Raw genomic sequence first — 18,504 nt, forward strand, 5'->3', positions numbered from 1 at the left:
ATTTCAAAAATCATACAAATATAACTATAACAAATAACGGGGAAAAGGTGAATTCGAAAAATTGTCGATTTTTTCAGAAGAAAGCGTTACAATTAAAATGTAAATGCTTTAATTTCCAGGTAGGTGACATTCATGTATTTTGTAGACAGAAAGAAAATAGAACAAATGCTAGTATGTTTAGAACGAGCAACAAGTACATTTCAAGAGAAAAAGATATATGAAACCGAGTTTGAATTTTACGCATTAGAACGCATAGCGCATCTAATGATTGATTCTGTATTAGATGTAGGTAATGCGATGATTGATGGATTTATTATGCGCGATCCAGGAAGTTATGAAGATATTATCGATATTTTAATGGACGAGCGAGTGATAAGTGCAGAAGAAGGACAAGGAATGAAAGAAGTGATTCTTCTTCGAAAAATGCTTACGCAAGATTATATTCAAATGAATCATGATGAATTATATAAGACGATTCAAAAACATATTGCGGTGGTAGGGAAATACCCAGCAAATATTCGCAGTTATTTAGAAAAGGAATTAGGACCTGTATCTGCATTTGTACCAGAATAATTATGCTTATAAGATCCCCAGAGAATGCCTTTTGGGGGTCTTATATTGTATGTGAGGGAGAAGGGTGAAGCATGGGGGAAGCACGTACGACGAAAGATGAAATTGTGCAGTTGTTGAAAGTAAAGGGAGAGCACACCGTAGCGGAACTAGCTGAAGTTTTAGAGATTACAGAAATGGCGATTCGAAGACATTTAAGTAATCTTGAGAAAGATGGTTTCATCTATTCCAAGATGGTAAGGCAACATGTCGGAAGACCAACTTATTTGTATGGATTAAGCGAAAAGGGAGAAGATACATTCCCGAAAGAGTATAAGCAATTTGCGATTGATATGCTAGAAGATTTAGCGCGAATGGGCGATGAAAAAATACTTCGTTACGTTTTAAAAGAGAGAACGAAGCGAATGGAAGAACAGTTACAAAAGCGCGTGAGTAATCAAAAGAATTTAGCATATAAAGTGCAAGAGATAGCAGCTATGCAAGAGAAAAATGGTTATATGGTTCAAATTAAGAGAGACGGAGAGAACTCTTTCGTAATTGAAAAACAAAACTGTCCGTTAAAGGAAATCGCTGAGAGATTCCCGCAAGTGTGTGAAGATGAAAAAGAGATGTATAATCGTTTATTTGCGGGCGCAGATGTGAAGACGCTAGCAAACATGTGCGAGGGCGATTGTAGTTGTTCTTACCAAATAAAAGAGAAAAAATGAACGTTATGGGGCGCTTTAAGGTAAAGCGTTTTTTTCTTTTGGAAAAGCGGGTAATATAAGAGTGGTATGATAAGGTGAGAACGTTAGCATAGAAGGAGAGACATAATCGATGTATAAAGGTTACTTAATTGACTTAGACGGTACAATGTATCGCGGAGAAGAACAAATTGAAGAAGCGAGCGACTTCGTAAAAGCATTAGGAGAGCGCGGCATTCCATATTTATTCGTTACGAATAACTCAACTCGTAAACCAGAACAAGTGGCAGAAAAACTTGTTCGTTTCGATATTCCAGCGAAAGCAGAGCAAGTATTCACAACGAGTATGGCAACAGCAAACTTCATTTACGAACGTAAACAAGACGCAACTGTATATATGATTGGTGAAGAAGGCTTACATGATGCACTTGTGGAAAAAGGATTTGAACTTGTGGATGAAAATCCTGATTTCGTTGTTGTTGGTTTAGATCGTGACATCACATATGAAAAATTAGCGAAAGCTTGTCTTGCTGTGCGTAACGGCGCAACGTTTATTTCTACAAATGGTGACATTGCCATTCCGACTGAGCGCGGATTATTACCAGGTAACGGTTCATTAACATCAGTTGTAGCAGTATCAACAGGTGTGGATCCGATCTTTATCGGAAAACCAGAATCAATCATTATGGAACAAGCTTTGAAAGTGCTTGGCATAGAAAAGAATGAAGCATTAATGGTTGGGGATAACTACGATACAGACATTTTAGCAGGAATAAATGCTGGCATGCATACGCTTCTTGTCCACACTGGAGTAACAACTGTGGAAAAGTTAACAGAATACGAAGTTCAACCGACGCAAGTTGTGCATAACTTGACGGAGTGGATTGAGAAGATGTAAGGAAACGCAGGTAACCGAAAGAGGTTACCTGTTTTTTTATGCATAATTGCATATTCGCTGTTGTTATATAAAATGTAAAATTTAAATGTAATGATGTAAGGGGAGAATAAGAATGTACTGGATGTCATGTATTATGTTTGTTTTTACATTATGTGTTTTGTTTTTTGTTCTATGGAAAATATATAAAATAAATGAAATGAAAAAAAGCGCAGGAAAACTGATTTCAATGTATCCTCGGGTGAAAAGACGTTGGATTGCGTTACTTGGACCAGCGTATTTCATTGGACAATGTATGTATATATATGCTCGGTATGTAAGTGGCGATATTGATACAGTTGAACAGTTTTTCATTCAGCTAGGCATTCATGCTGTAGCAAGTTGTTTTATGACTTTAATAGCCATCCATCTTATTAAAAGTGTACAAATATATGAAAAAGGTGTAGTAGACGGATTAAACTTTTATTCATACGAAGAATTAAAAGGCTATAAAACATCAACATGGGAAAATCCAAAAGAAAATATATTTTTATATCGTGGGCGAGAAAAAATGAATGATAATGTGAATTTACTTATTAGACAGGAAGATATGAATGAATTAGAAAGCATTCTTCAAAGGTATATTCCGAAATTAATGATGAAATGAAAAACTCCGGTTGTTAAAGCCGGAGTTTTTTTATTAAAATGCACGATTCACAACATCTTTAACCTCTTCAAGATATTGTTTACGCACACTGTCATCCACAGAAGGGACACTCGTATAGAATGTATGCTCAATTGTTTCAATGCCTGTAAATTCAAAGATACCAACATCTGCTGTTTTTTTCATTGCGTCAAACATACCGCCTGCTGTGTATGCCTCTTTCGTATTTCCCATTGTAGATAATAATAATCCTTTTTTACCGCTTAATAACTTTTCAATACCATTTTCACCGTAAGCATAAGCGAAGCCGTGGCTAAACACACGGTCAACGTATCCTTTTAAAATAGCAGGAAGTCCCGCCCACCAAACTGGATAAATGAATGTAATGCTATCAGCCCAAGAGATATGCTCTTGCTCTTCTTTAATATCTGCTGGTGTGTTTCCTTGAGAAAATGAGATGAAATCGGAAGCGCCTAATACTGGATTGAAGTTTAATTCATATAGATCGCGAACGCGTACTTCATGACCTTTTTCTTCTAATTCACTTTTTACCGTTTCTAAAATCGCATGGTTGAAGCTTTCTGTATTTGGGTGTGCATAAACGATTACATGTTTCATTCTTCTTCCTCCTATTTGTGGATATGTGAATAGTTTTACCTGTAACCATTATTGTTACTTCTTTTACGAAAGTCAAGTAATACATATGTATAAAAAGACGCCCGAAAATCGCCTTTCTATACTCCGCTCATACAAAGAACAAAGAAAACAAATAAAATGATGACAATACCAATGCCAAAGTTAAATACGAGAGTACTATCCATATTATGTAACCTCCTAATTTGAAAGTAAAAAGCACTCTAGCCAAGAGTGCTTCTTTATTTTGAGTCTACTTCGCAACTTTTAGAAAGGGATTCATGTGTGTAAAGAGTTACATTATTTTATGTGTTTATGCTTTGAAATGAGTAAGTCCTTGTAAGGTATAGAAAAAAAGACACTCTTTCGAGTGTCTTTCAAGATGACAAAATGTGCCAATTGCTTGAGTTTGATAAGGCGCTAATATCCGTTTTAACGCCTTTTCTTTGATCAAGAAGTGTAGCAACAGCGATTCGAATACATTGTACCATTTGTTTCATAGGTGCGCGTATGCAATTGTGCATATTTTAATTATGAGGTAGGTAATGAACTATGAATGATTTGAAGTGATTTACTTACGATTTCTTCTGCGGCATATATGCCGATTGCATCTGTTTTTACAATATGGGGTTGTAAATGATTATATGTTGCCCCTAATTCACCATGAAGTGGTGCGAAGGCATAGTTCGCCTTTTCAAGCATGCATAAATCAAGTAAAGAATCCCCAGCTGTAATAATAGTATCCATTTGTAGTATTTCTTGTATATATTGCACGGCGTCCCATTTGTTAATTGGTTTTGGTACAAAGTATAGTTTCCTACCTTGAAGTGAATGATTCCAGCCCTGTTTGTCTAACCAGGAAGTGAAGGATGATAATTCATCATAAGGAATGTTCTCTCGTTTAATGATGCAATAGTGGAATAAATCATCAGCCGTTTTTTGTGATATAACCCAATCTTTATGAGCGATTTGTTCAAATTCCTTTAGTATATCGTTCCTCTCTATACATTCTACTGAAATTCTTTTTTTTATTTCTTTGTTCCAAGTAACATCTTGCTTACCGTTATGAAGGATATTACCGCCGTTACTTGTAATGGCATATTTAGGAATGATTTCATTTTGGAATAAAGTAATACGTTGAAATTGTTCAATCGTTCTTGTTGTAACTGGGATAAAATATGAATGCAGTTGCAATTTTATTAGTAGTGAAATGGTTTTATGTGTTATGAAAGAAATTTCTTTTCCATCTAAAGTTTCAATGAGCTGAATTGAATTATCTTCTATATGAGCACGAAATGATTTACGGGAATAAATAAGTGTCTGATCAAGATCACTGGCGAAAATCATATCGTATTCCCCCTAAGAGGCTTAATGAGTCCGCAACATGAATAAGTCATATTCTCATATATTTCAACAGGGACATTCTTTTCTTTAGCGAGAAGTAAAATATGCCTTAAATCAGGAGTGTCTTGCTTTCGTATTAAAATTTTCCACGGTATTCTCCGGAGTAATACGCGAGTTGTTTCACCGACTCCTGGTTTAATTAGATTAATATCATCAATTTCAAAGTGAGTTTGGATAGATTGTATATCTTTTAATCCTTGCCAAGATGGATCGGTGTATGTTGAAGCAATATAATGTAATTGATTATCTATATGAGAATGAACAGAAGGGAATAAATCTGTTATCTCATCGATAAAGAAATTTGATAAATCTTCTTGTTCTAGCTCTTTATAATATTTAACACCATGAAAATCATTTGGGCCAATATAGGTGTCATTTAGTACAGTGCGGCTAATTAGTCCAGAGACGGTCGCATTTAAGCAAGCACTAGGGATAAGAAAATCTTCGCGTGTACCGTAAATTGAAGTACAGTAACCGGGATCAGCAAGTACAGCCATACAATGAGAAAGGAGTGTATTATTTCTCTCGTTAAATGTATGTACTGCCTGTTCCAATTCCTTTTTTATTGCACCCTTTCCAGTCCAGCCATCAATGAATTGAATTGTTTCTTTAGGATGATGTTCTAAAATATAGTGAAGTGCATTTTCATCGATGCCGCGTCCACGAACAATAGAAATACAATAGTGAGGTACATCAAGGTTATATTGATAGCGTATGTAGCGTTTTATAAGAATACCAATAGGTGTACCAGCACGCGCTAATGAGACGAGGACGAGATTCGTTCCTTTAGTCTGTATAATTTGTTCAGCGACAACTCCGACAGCGATGGCTAGTTTGTGTTTGTAATGTTGCAGGGAAGAAAAGAATAAATCCATATATGCTTTAGATGGTTTATATTCCGTTGGTAACATTTCAGAATAATGTATGCCAGCTTGAATGGCTTGTTCTCTCGTTTCTGTGGAACTTTCTTTCATTAAATCGCTAATATCTTTTAATAGAAAAATAGCATCATTTGGATCGTAACTACTAATATGGGAATTTACCTTTACCATAATTATCAACCTTCCTTTTCTATGCTATTTGAAAATGAGACGATATGAATACAAGGAATAACTGTTTGTAACTGATGTAGAAGAGGCGATAAGGCTTCTTCTCCTACATCACGTTCCATAAATACAAATACTTCATCGTATTCATGGGGTGAAATATTATAAAAGTAATTTGTAATAGTAGAATCTTCGGGATTTGGATACGAGAAATGATTATGAATGGCGTAGTTCACATCATTTGAAACAGGATGGATAGGGCTTCGTGTTGTAGATTGATATAAAATATTTTCACCCATTTCAGCAGCAATTTTCATTGGAATATACATAAACTCACCCGTTCCGAGGCAGAGTGTTCGTTTTCCAATTCTTTTTCTTTGTAACATTTTTCCTGCTTCTTGAGCAAAAGAATGAATGTGCTTTTGTTCATATGATGAAATGCCAAAGCGTCCAGTATATTTTATATAATTTGATGTATAGGATAATGACGGACAAATAATCGTATGTTTTTTGAAATAAGGTTTTGTTTTTTCAATATGAGTATCTGTTTTTGTAATATTCAATGGCTGGCCAGTTGTGTGAATGCGGCCTTCTAATAAAGAAATAACATGAATTTTTATTTGAAGTTCTTCTTCTAGTTGTTTAAATTGTCTTCTATTAGTATTAGAACGCCAGTCTAATAACGAAGCGATGGTATACTCTTCTCGTGGAAATTGCTGTTGAATAGACCTGATAATATTTAGTGCGGTTTTCCCAGTTGTCATCTCATCATCTACGAGAACAATTGGATTGTTGTTTTGAAAAAAGCTTTTATCTACATAACAACGGTGTGAGGTTGCATGGGAATGTTCTTCCTCAAATGTAATGACAGATTCGAGATTGGGTATCGATTCCCTAGTTGTATGTACATACTTTGCATTTTGAAAGCATTGAAACATAGAATGGCCAAGTGCTGTTGCTGTTTCAGCGAATCCAATAAATAACACTTCTTCTTGTAAGGGATATTGATAACGAAATACTTCTTCTGGAATTTTATCAACTTCTAATGAAATAAGATTTAAAATTTCTTTTTGAAATGGATGAAAAGTATTATGTAGTATTTCCATATATCTTGCAGCGAGAGCAAATCCACTTGCTAGAGAGACTATAGGTTTAATAGGAAGATGCTTTCCAAGAATTGTACTTACAAATAAAAAACTCCGCTTTTTATTGATCCTCGCAGCCATTTGAAAAAGATTGTCTAATTCTAAGTTATATGGATTATCACGTACTTCTACATGAACCTTTATATTATTCAAAACGTTATACGTGTTGTTTTGCGTTTGTAATAAGGAGATCGGTGAATTGTTTGTTTTCATGTAGCACCCCGTAAATATTAGATTTTAAAATGGTTTTGCGAGCCCAGTTATAATGGGGCTTTACTTCATTCATTTTGTTAGCAAAACTGCTTTTTAGCACTCCGTTATACGTATTTGCATGTTGTAAAATTGACCTTGCGTCTAAATAATCTTCTATTGTAACAATGTGCATTGCTTGTACAACTTTAATATGAGATGGGTGAATGACTGTCTTTCCGATTAATCCATTTGCATGGTCAAGCGATACCTCTTGAATGAGCCCTTCTTCGTAATCATTAGAAAAATATTCCCATACACATCCTGAAATAACATATCCATTTGTTGCTCTGGAGAAAATATTAATAATGTCGGAAATACAATCACGAACAACAGTAATATGATAGATAGGGGTGTATTTATTACGCCGAATACCAAATATGCTTGAAAAATCAGTAGCACCAATGCGTACATTTAAGATGTAATCACGATAGGAATCTAGTAGATCTTTTATTTGTAACAATGATTCTACACGTGTTTCTCTATACATAATTTCTGGTGATTCTAAAATCGGCATTCCATAAAGGGATAATGAATATAGCTTGTTTATATAGGCAAGCTCATCGATATAAGACTTTCCATTAACGGGTGTGAATTTTGGCAAGACAAAACCACATAAGCAATGAACCGCACTACCTAATTCAGTAACAATTATCCTCATTTGACTTGGCTGTCGAACTCTAATAAAAAGAAGGGGGATGTCTGCTTGATTTAGTATGTTAGCACTGACCAAGTTGGCGATTTGCTGTATTTGAAAGACGATATTTTGCTCTGCAAACTTTACTTCCTTATCGCTGATAGAGTCTTCTAGACAAAAAATAATCGAGGTAGCTTCCACATGTTTTTTTCTAATTATATCTTCCGCGATCGTTTCTTTCGTGCCAGGAGTATATAGTGTAGCACCTAATGCGTACGCTAATTGCTCTTTCTCTATATTTTTTGAAAAACTAAGAGGTTCTTTATAGAAAAAATTTTGACGTTCTTCTAAGGAGAGATAAGAAAAATAATTCAAATTGTCACCACCTTATTTCAAATGATTCTGTTTAATCGTAACATAATAAGAAAAATCTTCCATAAAAATAAAGCGAGAAATTAAAAAAACATATTGAGAAAGATGAATTATAAGATGAGTATCGAATATTGTTAGTAGAAATATAATAGGGGGAAGAGAAAGGTGGATATACATAAGTTAACGATAGAAGAAGCAAATGAGATAAATACGTGGACGTACGAAGAACACTATAATTTATATAGCTTTTCAGGCGAGGAAGAAGTAATAGAAGAATTATTAGATGGGACGTATTATGGCTGCTGTGACGATAATGGGGAGTTTATCGGCTATTTTTGTTTTGGAGAAAATGCACAAGTGCCAGGGGGACGAGATGCTCATTTATATGGTGGAGAAGATGTAATGGATATCGGACTTGGCATGAAGCCAGCGTTAACGGGGAAAGGGCTGGGAAAAATGTTTTTTCAAGCTGGCATAGCCTTTGCTGTTAAAGAATTTAGGCCGAAAACGTTTCGACTTAGCGTAGCGACATTTAATACAAGAGCGATTACGCTATATAAAAACATAGGTTTTCAGCAAGGTCCTATTTTTTTGAGTCGCGGAAAAGAATTTATGCTTATGGAATACGAAAGACCGTCAGTATGAAACTGACGGTCTTTCATATTTTATTATTCCGAATGCTCAGCTCTGTGCGCTAAACGGCTTGAAGCAGCGGCAGCGATTCCGCCAACGATATCATCAAGGAATGTATGCACCTTTCCAGTTGATTTATCATTTAAGTATTCTAAAATACCAGGTTTTAATTTATCGATATATCCAAAGTTTGTGAAACCGATAGAGCCGTACACATTAACGATAGAAAGTGCGATCACTTCATCAATTCCGTATAAGCCTTCATCACGTTTTACGATATCTTGTAACGGCTCACTTAACATTCCTTTTTCAGCGAGAACATCGAGTTCGATACCTGTAATCAGTGCGTTTTGTACTTCACGTTTTGATAATACACGCTCAACGTTATAACGGCATTCTGAAATCTCTAAATTTGGATGATATTTTTTTTGAAGAAAATGAACAAGTTCAGCAATATCGTCAATTGTTACACCGCGTTCTTGTAATAGTTGTAATGCTCTTTCTTGTAGTTGATTTGATTCTTTCATGTTTATCACCTTTTTTTCTTTTTAGTATTTGTATACGTTTCGTTGCTTTATCATGTGCATAGGAATGAAAGGCGAGCACAAGCTCATATATATAAAGAAAAACCATAGGTGGCGACTGCGATGATTCATCATATTTATGAGCATTATCATATGCATGTTAAAGAATTAATCCCCCTTGGCCCCTATAAAAGCTTTTGGATTCGCAACAAAATTTATGTACTTGTTCCAATTGGAGAAATGGAGGAAGAAGTACTTGTAGAGATGAAAAAGCTCAGTGACTATATGAACCAGCAAGGGGATATAACTGTAGCGACTTTCGTTCCGACTATACACGGCTACTATGTAAGTGAGATAGAAGAACAAAATTACTGCTTATTAAAAGGTATGCGCGCGTTAGAACGACATGCTACGTCATTAGGAAGTGAGCTTTCTATATTCCATAAACGAGGTGCATTCTTTCCAGAAGAAATTGAGCAATTAAGCCGCATTGGCGAATGGAAAGCGTTATGGGAAAAAAGGCTCGATCAGTTAGAAAAGTTTTGGCAATCACAAGTGATGAACCACCCTACAGACGTATTCGATCAATTGTTTATTGAATCCTTCCCGTATTACTTAGGAGTTGCGGAAAATGCCATTCAATATGTTGTTGATACAGAAATGGATGACACACCGCAACTAACGGATGCAGCAACAATTTGCCAAGAACGATTCACACCTTTATTATGGCATCAAACGAAGCGTCTCAAACTTCCTTTTGACTGGGTGTATGATCACCCGACTCGAGATATAGCAGAATTAATCCGCTATATGATGATTGAAAAAAAGAAAGACTGGGAGCAAACAATCGTTCAATTTGTTACAGATTATGAACGGAATTATTCGCTATCCTCATTTGGGTGGCGCCTATTATTTGCAAGACTGCTGTTCCCACTTCACTATTTTGAAACAGTCGAACGATATTACCAAACTGGAAACGAAGAACAAAAAAGCATATATAGAGATCGCTTAGAAGCCATTCTACACGATGTGAACCGCTCTGAGCAATTTATGAAGCATTTTTATGGCTCACTCCGTTTACCAGTTGATAAGCTTGGGATTAGAAAATTAGATTGGCTGTCTTAAAAATATAAAAAAGAGACCGATTGAGGTCTCTTTTTTATATACCACAATTGTATGTAATACATTATGCCCCTACTTGTTGATCTGCACATATATTTAAAATGAATTGATGTTGTTCAATTTTTTCATTTACTTTACTCAATAATTCTTGCTGGATTTCTTTAAATAAAAATTGATAGCTCGCATTCCATGTTGGTATAACGGATGAAAGGTCTAATAAATACTCTTTTTTCTTTTCTAGTTCTTGAATTGTTAAAAACGTGTTCCCCATTTTTGGCATGTGTCGTCCCCCTATGTTTTTTACTTTATATGTGTGAACGATTCACTATATAGTATCAATTATCGCATTTTTTGAGAAGGATTTCCAATTTTGTTTTATGATGTTAACGGATAAATGTGATTTGTATAAAAAAAGGAGACCAAATTTGGTCTCCTTTTAGCAAGTGGCTTTGAACGAGCCGCTTCCGCTTTTAGATTAATATCTAGCTCCAGCGGCTAAAATGTTCGGTGGCTTCGCTTCTTCCGCCGAGGCAAAAAGCGCCTCTATGTCAGAAGATCCATCCCCCTCACATTTTGAACGAGCCGCTTCCGCTTTTAGATTATATCCAGCTCCAGCGGCTAGAACAGTCGGCCATTTCGCTTTTAATTAAAATACTTGTTCTACTTCAATAACGCCTGGTACTTCTTCAAGTAATGCGCGTTCGATACCAGCTTTTAGTGTGATTGTAGAACTTGGGCAGCTTCCGCATGCACCCATAAGGCGTAATTTTACGATACCTTCTTCAATGTCTACTAATTCAACGTCTCCGCCATCGCGAAGTAAGAATGGACGTAATTTATCTAATACTTCTAGTACTTGTTCTTGCATATGTGGGTTTTCCATTTTTATCGACTCCTTTCATCAGTTTTATTATAATCAAGATAGAGGGGAAAATCTATTTTTTCTGTTCTTGTTTTATTGCCGAAATTTTTTATCATGTTTACAACGTGTTTTTTCAGTATAGGGGTATGGAATCAGTTTGTAAAATGATGTGCTTATGTAATAAGGTATCTGAATATATTGTTAGAACAAGAAGTGGGGGAGAAGAAATGGTTAATGTGCAAGTGTATGGGACGAAAGTAATTTGTGCGAGCTGCGTTGGAATGCCATCTTCAACAGAAACGTTTGAGTGGTTACAAGCGGCGATTGGTCGTAAATATGAAGGACAAGAAAATAAATTTAATTTCGAGTATATTGATTTTCAAGAAGAACAAGAAGATGAAGATAAAAAAGCATTCGCAGAGCGCGTAGTGGAGGAAGATTTATTTTATCCGGTCGTTCTTGTAAATGGAGAAATTGTTGGAGAAGGAAATCCTCGTTTGAAGGATGTTTACGAAGAAATCGAGAAATATTTATAAAGCAGGAAGTCTTTGCAAATTTGCAAAGGCTTTTTTTATTGGAGGGATAGATGTGGAGAATGTAGTAAAGTATGCGTTACCGAAAGAAGTAGAGCAGTTGATGGAGCAGTACATAGTAGGGTTAAAAGAAATTTTTTTAGATGAAAAAATAGTCGGGGTATATATTTATGGCTCCATCGCACTCGGTGCATTTCATGTAGAAACGAGCGATGTTGATTTTGTTACGGTAATAAATGATTCTGTCAATGAAGCTGAAAAACAGCAACTTGTAGAACTTCATAAGAAACTTAGTAATAGTACGTTAGGTAAAAGAATGGATGGCATGTATATTCCGCTTGCTGATTTAGGGAAATACAATGATGAAATGAATGAGTACGTGTATTGTGCAGATGGTAAAGCGAATGTAGGTCATTGGGATATTAATGCGGTCACATGGTGGACATTGAAAAATCAAGGTATTACAGTTATCGGGAAAGAAGCGGAAGACCTTTCGTTTCAAATAGGGTGGGATGATGTAGTCAATACGATGAAATACAACGTAGAACGATACTGGAGTGAAAAAGCGAAGCAGCCATATTTATTTTTTATAGAAGAGTGGGTAGAATCAGCTGTCGTTACGATGGGCCGCATTTTATATACTCTAGATCATAAAACAATCGTTTCAAAAGATAGAGGATTGCAATACTTGTCAGAACGTTCAGGGGAAGAATGGGAGATTTTATTAAAAGAAGTAGCAAGAATACGGCAGAATCCAAAAGAAAAGCGAATGCTCTCAAGGTGGAGAAGGGCAGATATGACGAAGAGGTACTTACTGCATTTAATTGAAACATGCAGAGAGAAATGGTAGGGAAGAAAATGGACAATACAGTTGAATGTATTGTCTTTTTTTACGTTTAATTTGGTATATAATGGTTGAAAAGGTTTAATTATACTGGAGGGGATATAGTGGACACGGAATTAGTTACATATAAAGAAAAGAATGTACAAATGAGTATGCTCGAAGTAATCAGTATGATAGTAATTATTTTTGGGGTAATGTATGGAATTGGTTATTTGAACTTTTTATATGAATTCTCATTATATCCGTGGTATGTAAATCATCTCATTTCACCCTTCACGTTTTGTATGATTATTGTAATGTATGCACCGGCAAGAAATTACTGTGTGCATTTACTAAAATCAATACAATTCAACAACTCAAAACATTATGTAACAATAATAATGACGATGATCGTACTGCTTATATATCTTGCGGTATTAAATTTAGTTTTACCACATGGGCTTCGTGTGGATGAAACTAATCTAGTAATAGAACCTACTAAAAGTGAAATCATTGTATATGTAGTTGTACTCACGATTTTCGCACCGATTTGGGAAGAGCTTGTATTCCGAGGTATGCTTTTTATGAAATTATCTCAGCGTTTCTCTACACTTAGTAGTGCCGTTATAAGTGCTTTCATATTTACTTTAGGTCATCCCCTTACAGTAGGGAGTGTTTTATATATTTTGGGTATAGGGATATGTTTAGCCTACACATATAAGAAAACGAAGAATTTACTCGTTCCAATTGGAATTCATGTATTAAACAATGTATTTTTTATATTAGTAAATTTTCAACTGTAAAAAAGACGCCTTTTTGAAAGGGCGTCTTTCGTATTATGTAGAGGAAAGATAATAGAAAAAATATGTGTGTGGAGGAAGACGATGAGTAAATATAAATTACATATAGATAGAGAACAATTATGGAAAGGCTGCATCTTAAATTCAATTGCAAATGCAATCTTTGTAGCACATGCTCCTGATTTCTCGCATGAAAGTTCATGGGATGGATGTAACTATAGTATGCAAGATAGTCAAGGTGGAAGAGGGACAATTACGTTTCATCCGGATTATACGATTGTATGTCTTCAAGATGTGAATAGTGAGAGAATTGATGAGTGGATTGATGCGAAAAGTTATTTTGAAGGGGCACCTTCGGAAGTAATAGATATTGCGAAAGAAGAAGCACTTCAATATGTATTAGAAGAAGTAGAAGGTGAAACAGTTCCTTTTATTACAACTGCATTTTGGATTGAGGATAGCGGTGCGTATTCAATTGATTCATTTGAAGAGATGGAAGAGCACGGCGGATTCTTATTAGAAATTCCATTACTTGATACAGAATCAGCAATGGAAAGACTAGAAGAAGAGTATGAGCTGACAGAGGAACAAATAGAGCTTGTACAACTTGTATATGAGAGAAAAATCAAAAATCCAAACGAAGAAATTATGTTGTCTAAAGAAGAAGTAGCAATGATCGGAATGGATGATAGTGAAGGATTGAAAGTTAGTAAAGAGTCGTTTGAAGAAATGAATATTACTTGGGCGTTGTAGGAGAAGGATATAAAAGTGTGATAAAGCACTAGTAGAAAGCACAATATGAAATCACATTGCGTTTTCTACTAGTTTTTTCATATACATGTCAACTTCGTGAAAGAATACGGGCTCTTTTTCCTCGGTATTCAGATGTACAGCACATTGCAAATATTGCTGTAAGTAGTGATTAGCTTGCTCGTACTGTTTTAAATTGTAGAAAGAGAAACAAGTAAGAAGCAAAAACGCTTTTTCCTGTAATATTGGAACGACGGCTAGTACCGGAGTAACGGAATGTATATTTGTTTTTACTAAATTCTCATAAGATGCCCACACTTGAAACCAGTCGAAAATAGTAGAAAGATAATTCAGAATGTCGATAGTTTCATGTGAAACATTATGTAATAACTGGTTCTGTTTCATATGTATAGGCTCTATTCTCGTTCGCAGAATGCAATCGAATATTGAGATGTTTTCTTTAATTAGTAATTGGTCCGTGATAAGCTGCGGGAGACCGATAGGATGAACTCCTATATGTATATAGAAGTCATCTCCAAATTGACTTTTTTGTATGTTAATGAGTTTATAAAATCCGTTTTCAGCTTTGCAAAATGTATGTCTTTTTTTCTTAAATCCAAGCGGTTTTAAAGCAGCATGTAAACTGGCAATGGAATTTTGTACCGCTTTAGAATAAGGCTTACTCTTCGTCATATTCATATGTAGTTAAGTTTTGTAAGAAACTTTCAAAGTTAGGTGCTAATTCAATTATTTGCTCAACTTCATTATCAATAAATATAACTGGAGGATTTTCAGCTACATTTCGATAGTCTAATGCAATCCACGTATGCCCGTCCCCCGATAAAAGTACGAGATTCTCAGGCATTTCCCATTCCTGAATGAAATAACGGCTCTCTAAAATACTAGATTCATTTTCATCAAAAGAAATGCCATATAAGCCAGAAACATTAACGTGATCGTCTGCCCAAGAATTCGGCTCTGAAGTAGGATGAGCATCAAGGCGAAGCGTTCCTCCATTTTGTTCTTTTAGAAGGTTTATGTACGATTCTGGAAGCTTTACGTTCAGTATTTCTTCTGCTTTTTTGATTAGTTCGTCGTTAATAGGTGCTAGTTTTAAATAATCATCTTCTGTCCAAATTGTAGTCTTCATATTGGATCACCTCAAATAATAGTTTTAAGAATCTTATGTCATATATTATAGTTAGTTTGAATAACGAGCAATAGAGGGAGGAAATAATGAAAAAGTTTCAAATCGAACTAAATAAACTGCCGACAGAAAATACCGGAGAAATAGTAATTAGTATAGATGAGAGTATTGTGTTGCAAGAAAAAACAGACATAGTCGACCCGATTTGTCAGTTGTTTGACGCATGGGGTGAATGTTTTAAAGATGATGGTGCTGTGATTTTTTTAGATGGATATGAAAAAAAGGTAGAGTTTAAGAAGAAGGATGGGGACTTTCTTATTATTAATTAGAGAGGAAAAAAGTTAGCTAGTGTTGATAGCGAGCAATTTTTACGAGTAATCTTTTCGTTTCTTAAAAAGGAGATAGAGCAGATTTACATAAGTGGAGTTGATTCTTTCCGAATAAAAGATACGTATCATAGAATTTTAGAAATTGAGCCATTTCTTTCTGAGCTTGTAAATGGAAATAACGCAATTATGTACCGAACATATCATTCTACAAGTGGTAAGTATGAATTAAACTGGAATTATTTAAAGGGGATAGAGGTTGAACCGATATTTACTCCGGTACTATCTCATGATGAGAAGAGTATCTTTTATGTAGAGGAAAATAACCACAAAATTCGTAAACTCGATAGTGAAACGAAAGAAGAGATTTGGCAGTGTCATATTCCACTAGTAGAAGATTGTAATTGCATAACTGTGAATGATGTCATAATTATTTGGCATGCAAATAAATTTGGAGAAAGTATTACGAAATTGTCCGTAATTTCTTCAAGTTGTGGAGAGCTTCTATGGGATTTAGAAATAGAAGGGCATGTCATACAAGAAATAAAAACTACGAGGGAAGAATTACCACGTTTATTAGTTATTACACAGGAAGGCTACAATGTTTTATTAGAGCTTGAAAGTGGAGTAAAAGTATGGGAAAAGAATGTTCGAGTCGGAGGAGAAAAATTGCAGTGCCATCTGGGCCCAGGTTACTATGTATTAGCAGGGAATCCTTCTGATGAAGATGGGGAAATGGATGTATATAGTAACGCTACAATTGCCATTCAATTATTAGACGCTTCTACACGATGGAAACAAACAATTGAAGAATGTAATCCAAATGAACCAGTTGCTTTAACTAATGAACATTTTATATGTGTAGCAATGGAGGTATTACAAAAGTGGGAATACGGAAAAGAGGGGTGTAACTTAATTTTTGAAAAAGCTCTTGATGAGGCCTTGTATTCTCACATTGCGTCAGATGAATCAAAAATAATATTAACAAGAACAGAGTATGGATATGAAGATATAAGTAGACAAATACAATGTTATGATCATAAGAATAGTCAAAAATTATATGAAGTAAATATGCCGTCTGAAATTGAATTGCCTCCATTTCTTATCGGAGAGATGATGGTATTGTCCTTAGGAGAAGGAAGAATTTGTGGTATTAATATTCAAACAGGTAAAGTGATTTGGAACAATACGACTCTACATGATATTACAGAGGTTCTGTTATATAAAGATCGAGAAATTTATATTGCAACTTCAAATTTAGAATTGATAATACTTGATGCTGCATGTGGCGAGGTAAAAGATATAATTAAACTGCCTAAAAATGTTGTAGCAATAGATTTTATTGTATCAATTGAGGAAGTTAATAATGCATTATTCATTAGTTGCGTAAGTGGAAATATGTTTGAAATAGTAGAAAGCTAATTTGTGAGTTCTCTTAAATCGAGATGTTTGTTTTAAAATAGTAGTATATATTCACTAAAAAAGATATATAAAATGATTTTGATGCATCCTTTTTAGTGAATATATAAAATAATTAACTTAGTGTATTAAAGATATCATTCATAAGTATTCTAATATATTTAAAAGTAAAATGGAATAATAAACGGTAAATTGTAGGAATATATTCGATTTCTGTTCATTTTTATGAAATATATGTCCTTTTTGTTAGATTCCTTCTTTTTATTTCTATAAAATACACGTATGTAGATATGAGAAAAGGATGATGTACGTGAAGGAAACTGTTTTACAAGAAAAAATTTCTCCGCAAGAGTTGCATAAAGTTGTTCAAAAGAATACAGCTTATTATGACTTTAAGTGGGGCAAAGTAGAAAATCCAGCGCAAGGGAATACGTGGAATTGGGTAGCCTTTTTCTTCCCAACTTTTTGGTTAGCTTATCGTAAAATGTATAAGTTGTTTATTATACTTACGTTATTAGCGGTACCTAGTATCATTGTAACTCCTTTTATAGATATTCCAGATGGGATTTATTTAACATGTAGTTTAGTTCTTCAGTTAGGAACGATGATATTTACTGGATGGCAAGGAAACCGTTTATATTATAAGCATGCTGTTCGTGTATTACATAAGGGAGAAGATATGCCAGATCATGAGAAGGCGTATTACTTACAATCAAAGGGTGGCGCTAGTTTTGCTGGTATGGTTGGTTTCCAGGTTATAGTTGGAATCGTGTTTGGTGGAGCTATGTTCGGACTCTCACTTTTACCAACTGAGCCAAATATTAAAAATGTCGTTCGTTCAAGTAGTGAAGGTGTGACTTTAGAGATTATGACGGATAATCCAACTTGGAAGTTTGTGAAGAAAGAACAAGATTATGATGTAGTAGAATTTACTGGTTATGATTATGCAGAGAAGAAGAACGTGAAAATTAAATTTGCTGTTTATTTTAGTGAAGACTATTTTGAATGGCAAGAAGTACATGAAAATAATAAGAAGTTAAGTGAAGAAGAGTTAGAAGAATATCAATTTTACATTGAAGAAAATGGTTGGGGGTTCTAGTGAGAACTCGTTCATTTTGAAAAGGGGAATCTTGTGAAGGTTCTTCTTTTTTACTTGGAAACACCATACGAATTGAAATTTTGTAAAATACAATAAAAAATGAGAATTTGAGGTAGGCTTGTCAATAACGTGAGACTATGGCACTATATAGAAATGCTATACAAATTTTATTTATCGAGATGTAAACAT

General features: G+C 34.8%; 21 protein-coding genes and 1 pseudogene. 12 read left to right on the top strand and 10 right to left on the bottom strand.

Annotation, left to right across the window (positions count from 1 at the left end; translation table 11 throughout):
* The first annotated feature begins 132 nt into the window (after positions 1-132).
* From QCI73_RS02670 to QCI73_RS02685, 4 genes are all read left to right on the top strand, one after another.
* A complete protein-coding gene (locus QCI73_RS02670) occupies positions 133-573 on the top strand; it encodes a DUF86 domain-containing protein (RefSeq protein WP_000274014.1) in 441 nt (146 codons plus the stop codon).
* Between the two features lie 71 nt (positions 574-644).
* Positions 645-1,277: a helix-turn-helix transcriptional regulator gene (locus tag QCI73_RS02675; RefSeq protein ID WP_070807083.1), complete on the top strand. Its 633-nt coding sequence runs from the start codon at positions 645-647 to the stop codon at positions 1,275-1,277.
* A 109-nt stretch (positions 1,278-1,386) separates the two neighbouring features.
* Positions 1,387-2,151, top strand: coding sequence for a TIGR01457 family HAD-type hydrolase (locus QCI73_RS02680; protein ID WP_000276467.1), 765 nt, complete (start codon positions 1,387-1,389; stop codon positions 2,149-2,151).
* A 112-nt stretch (positions 2,152-2,263) separates the two neighbouring features.
* Complete coding sequence (locus QCI73_RS02685; RefSeq protein ID WP_087954991.1) at positions 2,264-2,794, top strand: iron ABC transporter substrate-binding protein; 531 nt, start codon at positions 2,264-2,266, stop codon at positions 2,792-2,794.
* Between the two features lie 33 nt (positions 2,795-2,827).
* Here QCI73_RS02685 and QCI73_RS02690 read toward each other — a convergent pair whose 3' ends face one another.
* From QCI73_RS02690 to QCI73_RS02710, 5 genes are all read right to left on the bottom strand, one after another.
* Positions 2,828-3,409 carry an NAD(P)H-dependent oxidoreductase gene (locus QCI73_RS02690; RefSeq protein WP_000683422.1) on the bottom strand — a complete coding sequence of 194 codons (582 nt, stop codon included), beginning with the start codon at positions 3,407-3,409 and terminating at the stop codon, positions 2,828-2,830.
* A gap of 546 nt (positions 3,410-3,955) precedes the next feature.
* Positions 3,956-4,771 (bottom strand): HAD family hydrolase, encoded by an 816-nt coding sequence (locus tag QCI73_RS02695; protein WP_087954989.1) that lies wholly within the window; start codon positions 4,769-4,771, stop codon positions 3,956-3,958.
* Complete coding sequence (locus QCI73_RS02700; RefSeq protein WP_353822461.1) at positions 4,768-5,880, bottom strand: cysteine protease StiP family protein; 1,113 nt, start codon at positions 5,878-5,880, stop codon at positions 4,768-4,770. The genes QCI73_RS02695 and QCI73_RS02700 overlap by 4 nt, the downstream gene beginning before the upstream one ends.
* Positions 5,881-5,885: 5 nt before the next feature.
* Positions 5,886-7,232: a phosphoribosyltransferase family protein gene (locus QCI73_RS02705; RefSeq protein ID WP_353822462.1), complete on the bottom strand. Its 1,347-nt coding sequence runs from the start codon at positions 7,230-7,232 to the stop codon at positions 5,886-5,888.
* A complete protein-coding gene (locus tag QCI73_RS02710; RefSeq protein ID WP_353822463.1) occupies positions 7,177-8,280 on the bottom strand; it encodes an HpcH/HpaI aldolase/citrate lyase family protein in 1,104 nt (367 codons plus the stop codon). The genes QCI73_RS02705 and QCI73_RS02710 overlap by 56 nt, the downstream gene beginning before the upstream one ends.
* Before the next feature lie 162 nt (positions 8,281-8,442).
* Between QCI73_RS02710 and QCI73_RS02715 the strand changes: the two genes are divergently transcribed.
* On the top strand, positions 8,443-8,922 hold the full coding sequence (locus QCI73_RS02715) for a GNAT family N-acetyltransferase (protein ID WP_353822464.1): 480 nt from the start codon (positions 8,443-8,445) through the stop codon (positions 8,920-8,922).
* A gap of 23 nt (positions 8,923-8,945) precedes the next feature.
* Here QCI73_RS02715 and QCI73_RS02720 read toward each other — a convergent pair whose 3' ends face one another.
* The gene (locus QCI73_RS02720) at positions 8,946-9,437 is read right to left on the bottom strand and encodes a phosphatidylglycerophosphatase A family protein (RefSeq protein ID WP_353822465.1); all 492 of its coding nucleotides are present in this window, start codon (positions 9,435-9,437) and stop codon (positions 8,946-8,948) included.
* Between the two features lie 120 nt (positions 9,438-9,557).
* Between QCI73_RS02720 and yutH the strand changes: the two genes are divergently transcribed.
* Complete coding sequence (gene yutH, locus QCI73_RS02725) at positions 9,558-10,559, top strand: spore coat putative kinase YutH (protein ID WP_000581272.1); 1,002 nt, start codon at positions 9,558-9,560, stop codon at positions 10,557-10,559.
* A gap of 61 nt (positions 10,560-10,620) precedes the next feature.
* On the opposite strand, the gene QCI73_RS02730 is transcribed toward yutH, so the two are convergent.
* Together QCI73_RS02730 and QCI73_RS02735 are read right to left on the bottom strand one after the other, a co-directional pair.
* Positions 10,621-10,836 carry a hypothetical protein gene (locus QCI73_RS02730; protein ID WP_001125488.1) on the bottom strand — a complete coding sequence of 72 codons (216 nt, stop codon included), beginning with the start codon at positions 10,834-10,836 and terminating at the stop codon, positions 10,621-10,623.
* 366 nt (positions 10,837-11,202) lie between these two features.
* Complete coding sequence (locus QCI73_RS02735) at positions 11,203-11,439, bottom strand: NifU family protein (RefSeq protein ID WP_000431159.1); 237 nt, start codon at positions 11,437-11,439, stop codon at positions 11,203-11,205.
* Positions 11,440-11,645: 206 nt separating this feature from the next.
* Between QCI73_RS02735 and QCI73_RS02740 the strand changes: the two genes are divergently transcribed.
* The 4 genes from QCI73_RS02740 to QCI73_RS02755 all read left to right on the top strand — a co-directional run bounded on the left by QCI73_RS02740 (position 11,646) and on the right by QCI73_RS02755 (position 14,327).
* Positions 11,646-11,954, top strand: a complete 309-nt coding sequence (locus QCI73_RS02740; protein WP_000248590.1) for a YuzD family protein — start codon at positions 11,646-11,648, stop codon at positions 11,952-11,954.
* A gap of 52 nt (positions 11,955-12,006) precedes the next feature.
* Positions 12,007-12,801 carry a nucleotidyltransferase domain-containing protein gene (locus QCI73_RS02745; RefSeq protein WP_353822467.1) on the top strand — a complete coding sequence of 265 codons (795 nt, stop codon included), beginning with the start codon at positions 12,007-12,009 and terminating at the stop codon, positions 12,799-12,801.
* A 98-nt stretch (positions 12,802-12,899) separates the two neighbouring features.
* Positions 12,900-13,577: a CPBP family intramembrane glutamic endopeptidase gene (locus tag QCI73_RS02750; protein WP_353822468.1), complete on the top strand. Its 678-nt coding sequence runs from the start codon at positions 12,900-12,902 to the stop codon at positions 13,575-13,577.
* Positions 13,578-13,658: 81 nt separating this feature from the next.
* Positions 13,659-14,327, top strand: a complete 669-nt coding sequence (locus tag QCI73_RS02755; RefSeq protein ID WP_353822469.1) for a hypothetical protein — start codon at positions 13,659-13,661, stop codon at positions 14,325-14,327.
* Positions 14,328-14,378: 51 nt separating this feature from the next.
* Here QCI73_RS02755 and QCI73_RS02760 read toward each other — a convergent pair whose 3' ends face one another.
* Both QCI73_RS02760 and QCI73_RS02765 read right to left on the bottom strand, forming a co-directional pair.
* Positions 14,379-15,017 carry a DUF4304 domain-containing protein gene (locus QCI73_RS02760; protein ID WP_353824086.1) on the bottom strand — a complete coding sequence of 213 codons (639 nt, stop codon included), beginning with the start codon at positions 15,015-15,017 and terminating at the stop codon, positions 14,379-14,381.
* Positions 15,004-15,474: an SMI1/KNR4 family protein gene (locus tag QCI73_RS02765; RefSeq protein ID WP_353822470.1), complete on the bottom strand. Its 471-nt coding sequence runs from the start codon at positions 15,472-15,474 to the stop codon at positions 15,004-15,006. Before QCI73_RS02765 ends, QCI73_RS02760 begins: the two co-directional genes overlap by 14 nt.
* An 86-nt stretch (positions 15,475-15,560) precedes the next feature.
* Between QCI73_RS02765 and QCI73_RS02770 the strand changes: the two are divergent.
* Positions 15,561-17,219 (top strand): annotated as a pseudogene (locus QCI73_RS02770) (outer membrane protein assembly factor BamB family protein).
* Positions 17,220-17,520: 301 nt separating this feature from the next.
* Positions 17,521-18,315 carry a DUF2628 domain-containing protein gene (locus QCI73_RS02775; protein WP_070807080.1) on the top strand — a complete coding sequence of 265 codons (795 nt, stop codon included), beginning with the start codon at positions 17,521-17,523 and terminating at the stop codon, positions 18,313-18,315.
* The last annotated feature ends 189 nt before the right edge of the window (positions 18,316-18,504 follow it).

The organism is Bacillus cereus group sp. MG16, assembly GCF_040459875.1.
GTDB classification, from domain to species: domain Bacteria; phylum Bacillota; class Bacilli; order Bacillales; family Bacillaceae_G; genus Bacillus_A; species Bacillus_A paranthracis.

Coding starts and splice junctions, on each gene's coding strand:
- QCI73_RS02670 (WP_000274014.1), top strand. CDS start 133: ATGTATTTTGTAGACAGAAAGAAAATAGAACAAATGCTAGTATGTTTA.
- QCI73_RS02730 (WP_001125488.1), bottom strand. CDS start 10,836: ATGCCAAAAATGGGGAACACGTTTTTAACAATTCAAGAACTAGAAAAG.
- QCI73_RS02705 (WP_353822462.1), bottom strand. CDS start 7,232: ATGAAAACAAACAATTCACCGATCTCCTTATTACAAACGCAAAACAAC.
- QCI73_RS02675 (WP_070807083.1), top strand. CDS start 645: ATGGGGGAAGCACGTACGACGAAAGATGAAATTGTGCAGTTGTTGAAA.
- QCI73_RS02720 (WP_353822465.1), bottom strand. CDS start 9,437: ATGAAAGAATCAAATCAACTACAAGAAAGAGCATTACAACTATTACAA.
- QCI73_RS02760 (WP_353824086.1), bottom strand. CDS start 15,017: ATGACGAAGAGTAAGCCTTATTCTAAAGCGGTACAAAATTCCATTGCC.
- QCI73_RS02685 (WP_087954991.1), top strand. CDS start 2,264: ATGTACTGGATGTCATGTATTATGTTTGTTTTTACATTATGTGTTTTG.
- QCI73_RS02740 (WP_000248590.1), top strand. CDS start 11,646: ATGGTTAATGTGCAAGTGTATGGGACGAAAGTAATTTGTGCGAGCTGC.
- QCI73_RS02775 (WP_070807080.1), top strand. CDS start 17,521: ATGTACGTGAAGGAAACTGTTTTACAAGAAAAAATTTCTCCGCAAGAG.
- QCI73_RS02690 (WP_000683422.1), bottom strand. CDS start 3,409: ATGAAACATGTAATCGTTTATGCACACCCAAATACAGAAAGCTTCAAC.
- QCI73_RS02695 (WP_087954989.1), bottom strand. CDS start 4,771: ATGATTTTCGCCAGTGATCTTGATCAGACACTTATTTATTCCCGTAAA.
- QCI73_RS02680 (WP_000276467.1), top strand. CDS start 1,387: ATGTATAAAGGTTACTTAATTGACTTAGACGGTACAATGTATCGCGGA.
- QCI73_RS02755 (WP_353822469.1), top strand. CDS start 13,659: ATGAGTAAATATAAATTACATATAGATAGAGAACAATTATGGAAAGGC.
- yutH (WP_000581272.1), top strand. CDS start 9,558: ATGATTCATCATATTTATGAGCATTATCATATGCATGTTAAAGAATTA.
- QCI73_RS02735 (WP_000431159.1), bottom strand. CDS start 11,439: ATGGAAAACCCACATATGCAAGAACAAGTACTAGAAGTATTAGATAAA.
- QCI73_RS02700 (WP_353822461.1), bottom strand. CDS start 5,880: ATGGTAAAGGTAAATTCCCATATTAGTAGTTACGATCCAAATGATGCT.
- QCI73_RS02765 (WP_353822470.1), bottom strand. CDS start 15,474: ATGAAGACTACAATTTGGACAGAAGATGATTATTTAAAACTAGCACCT.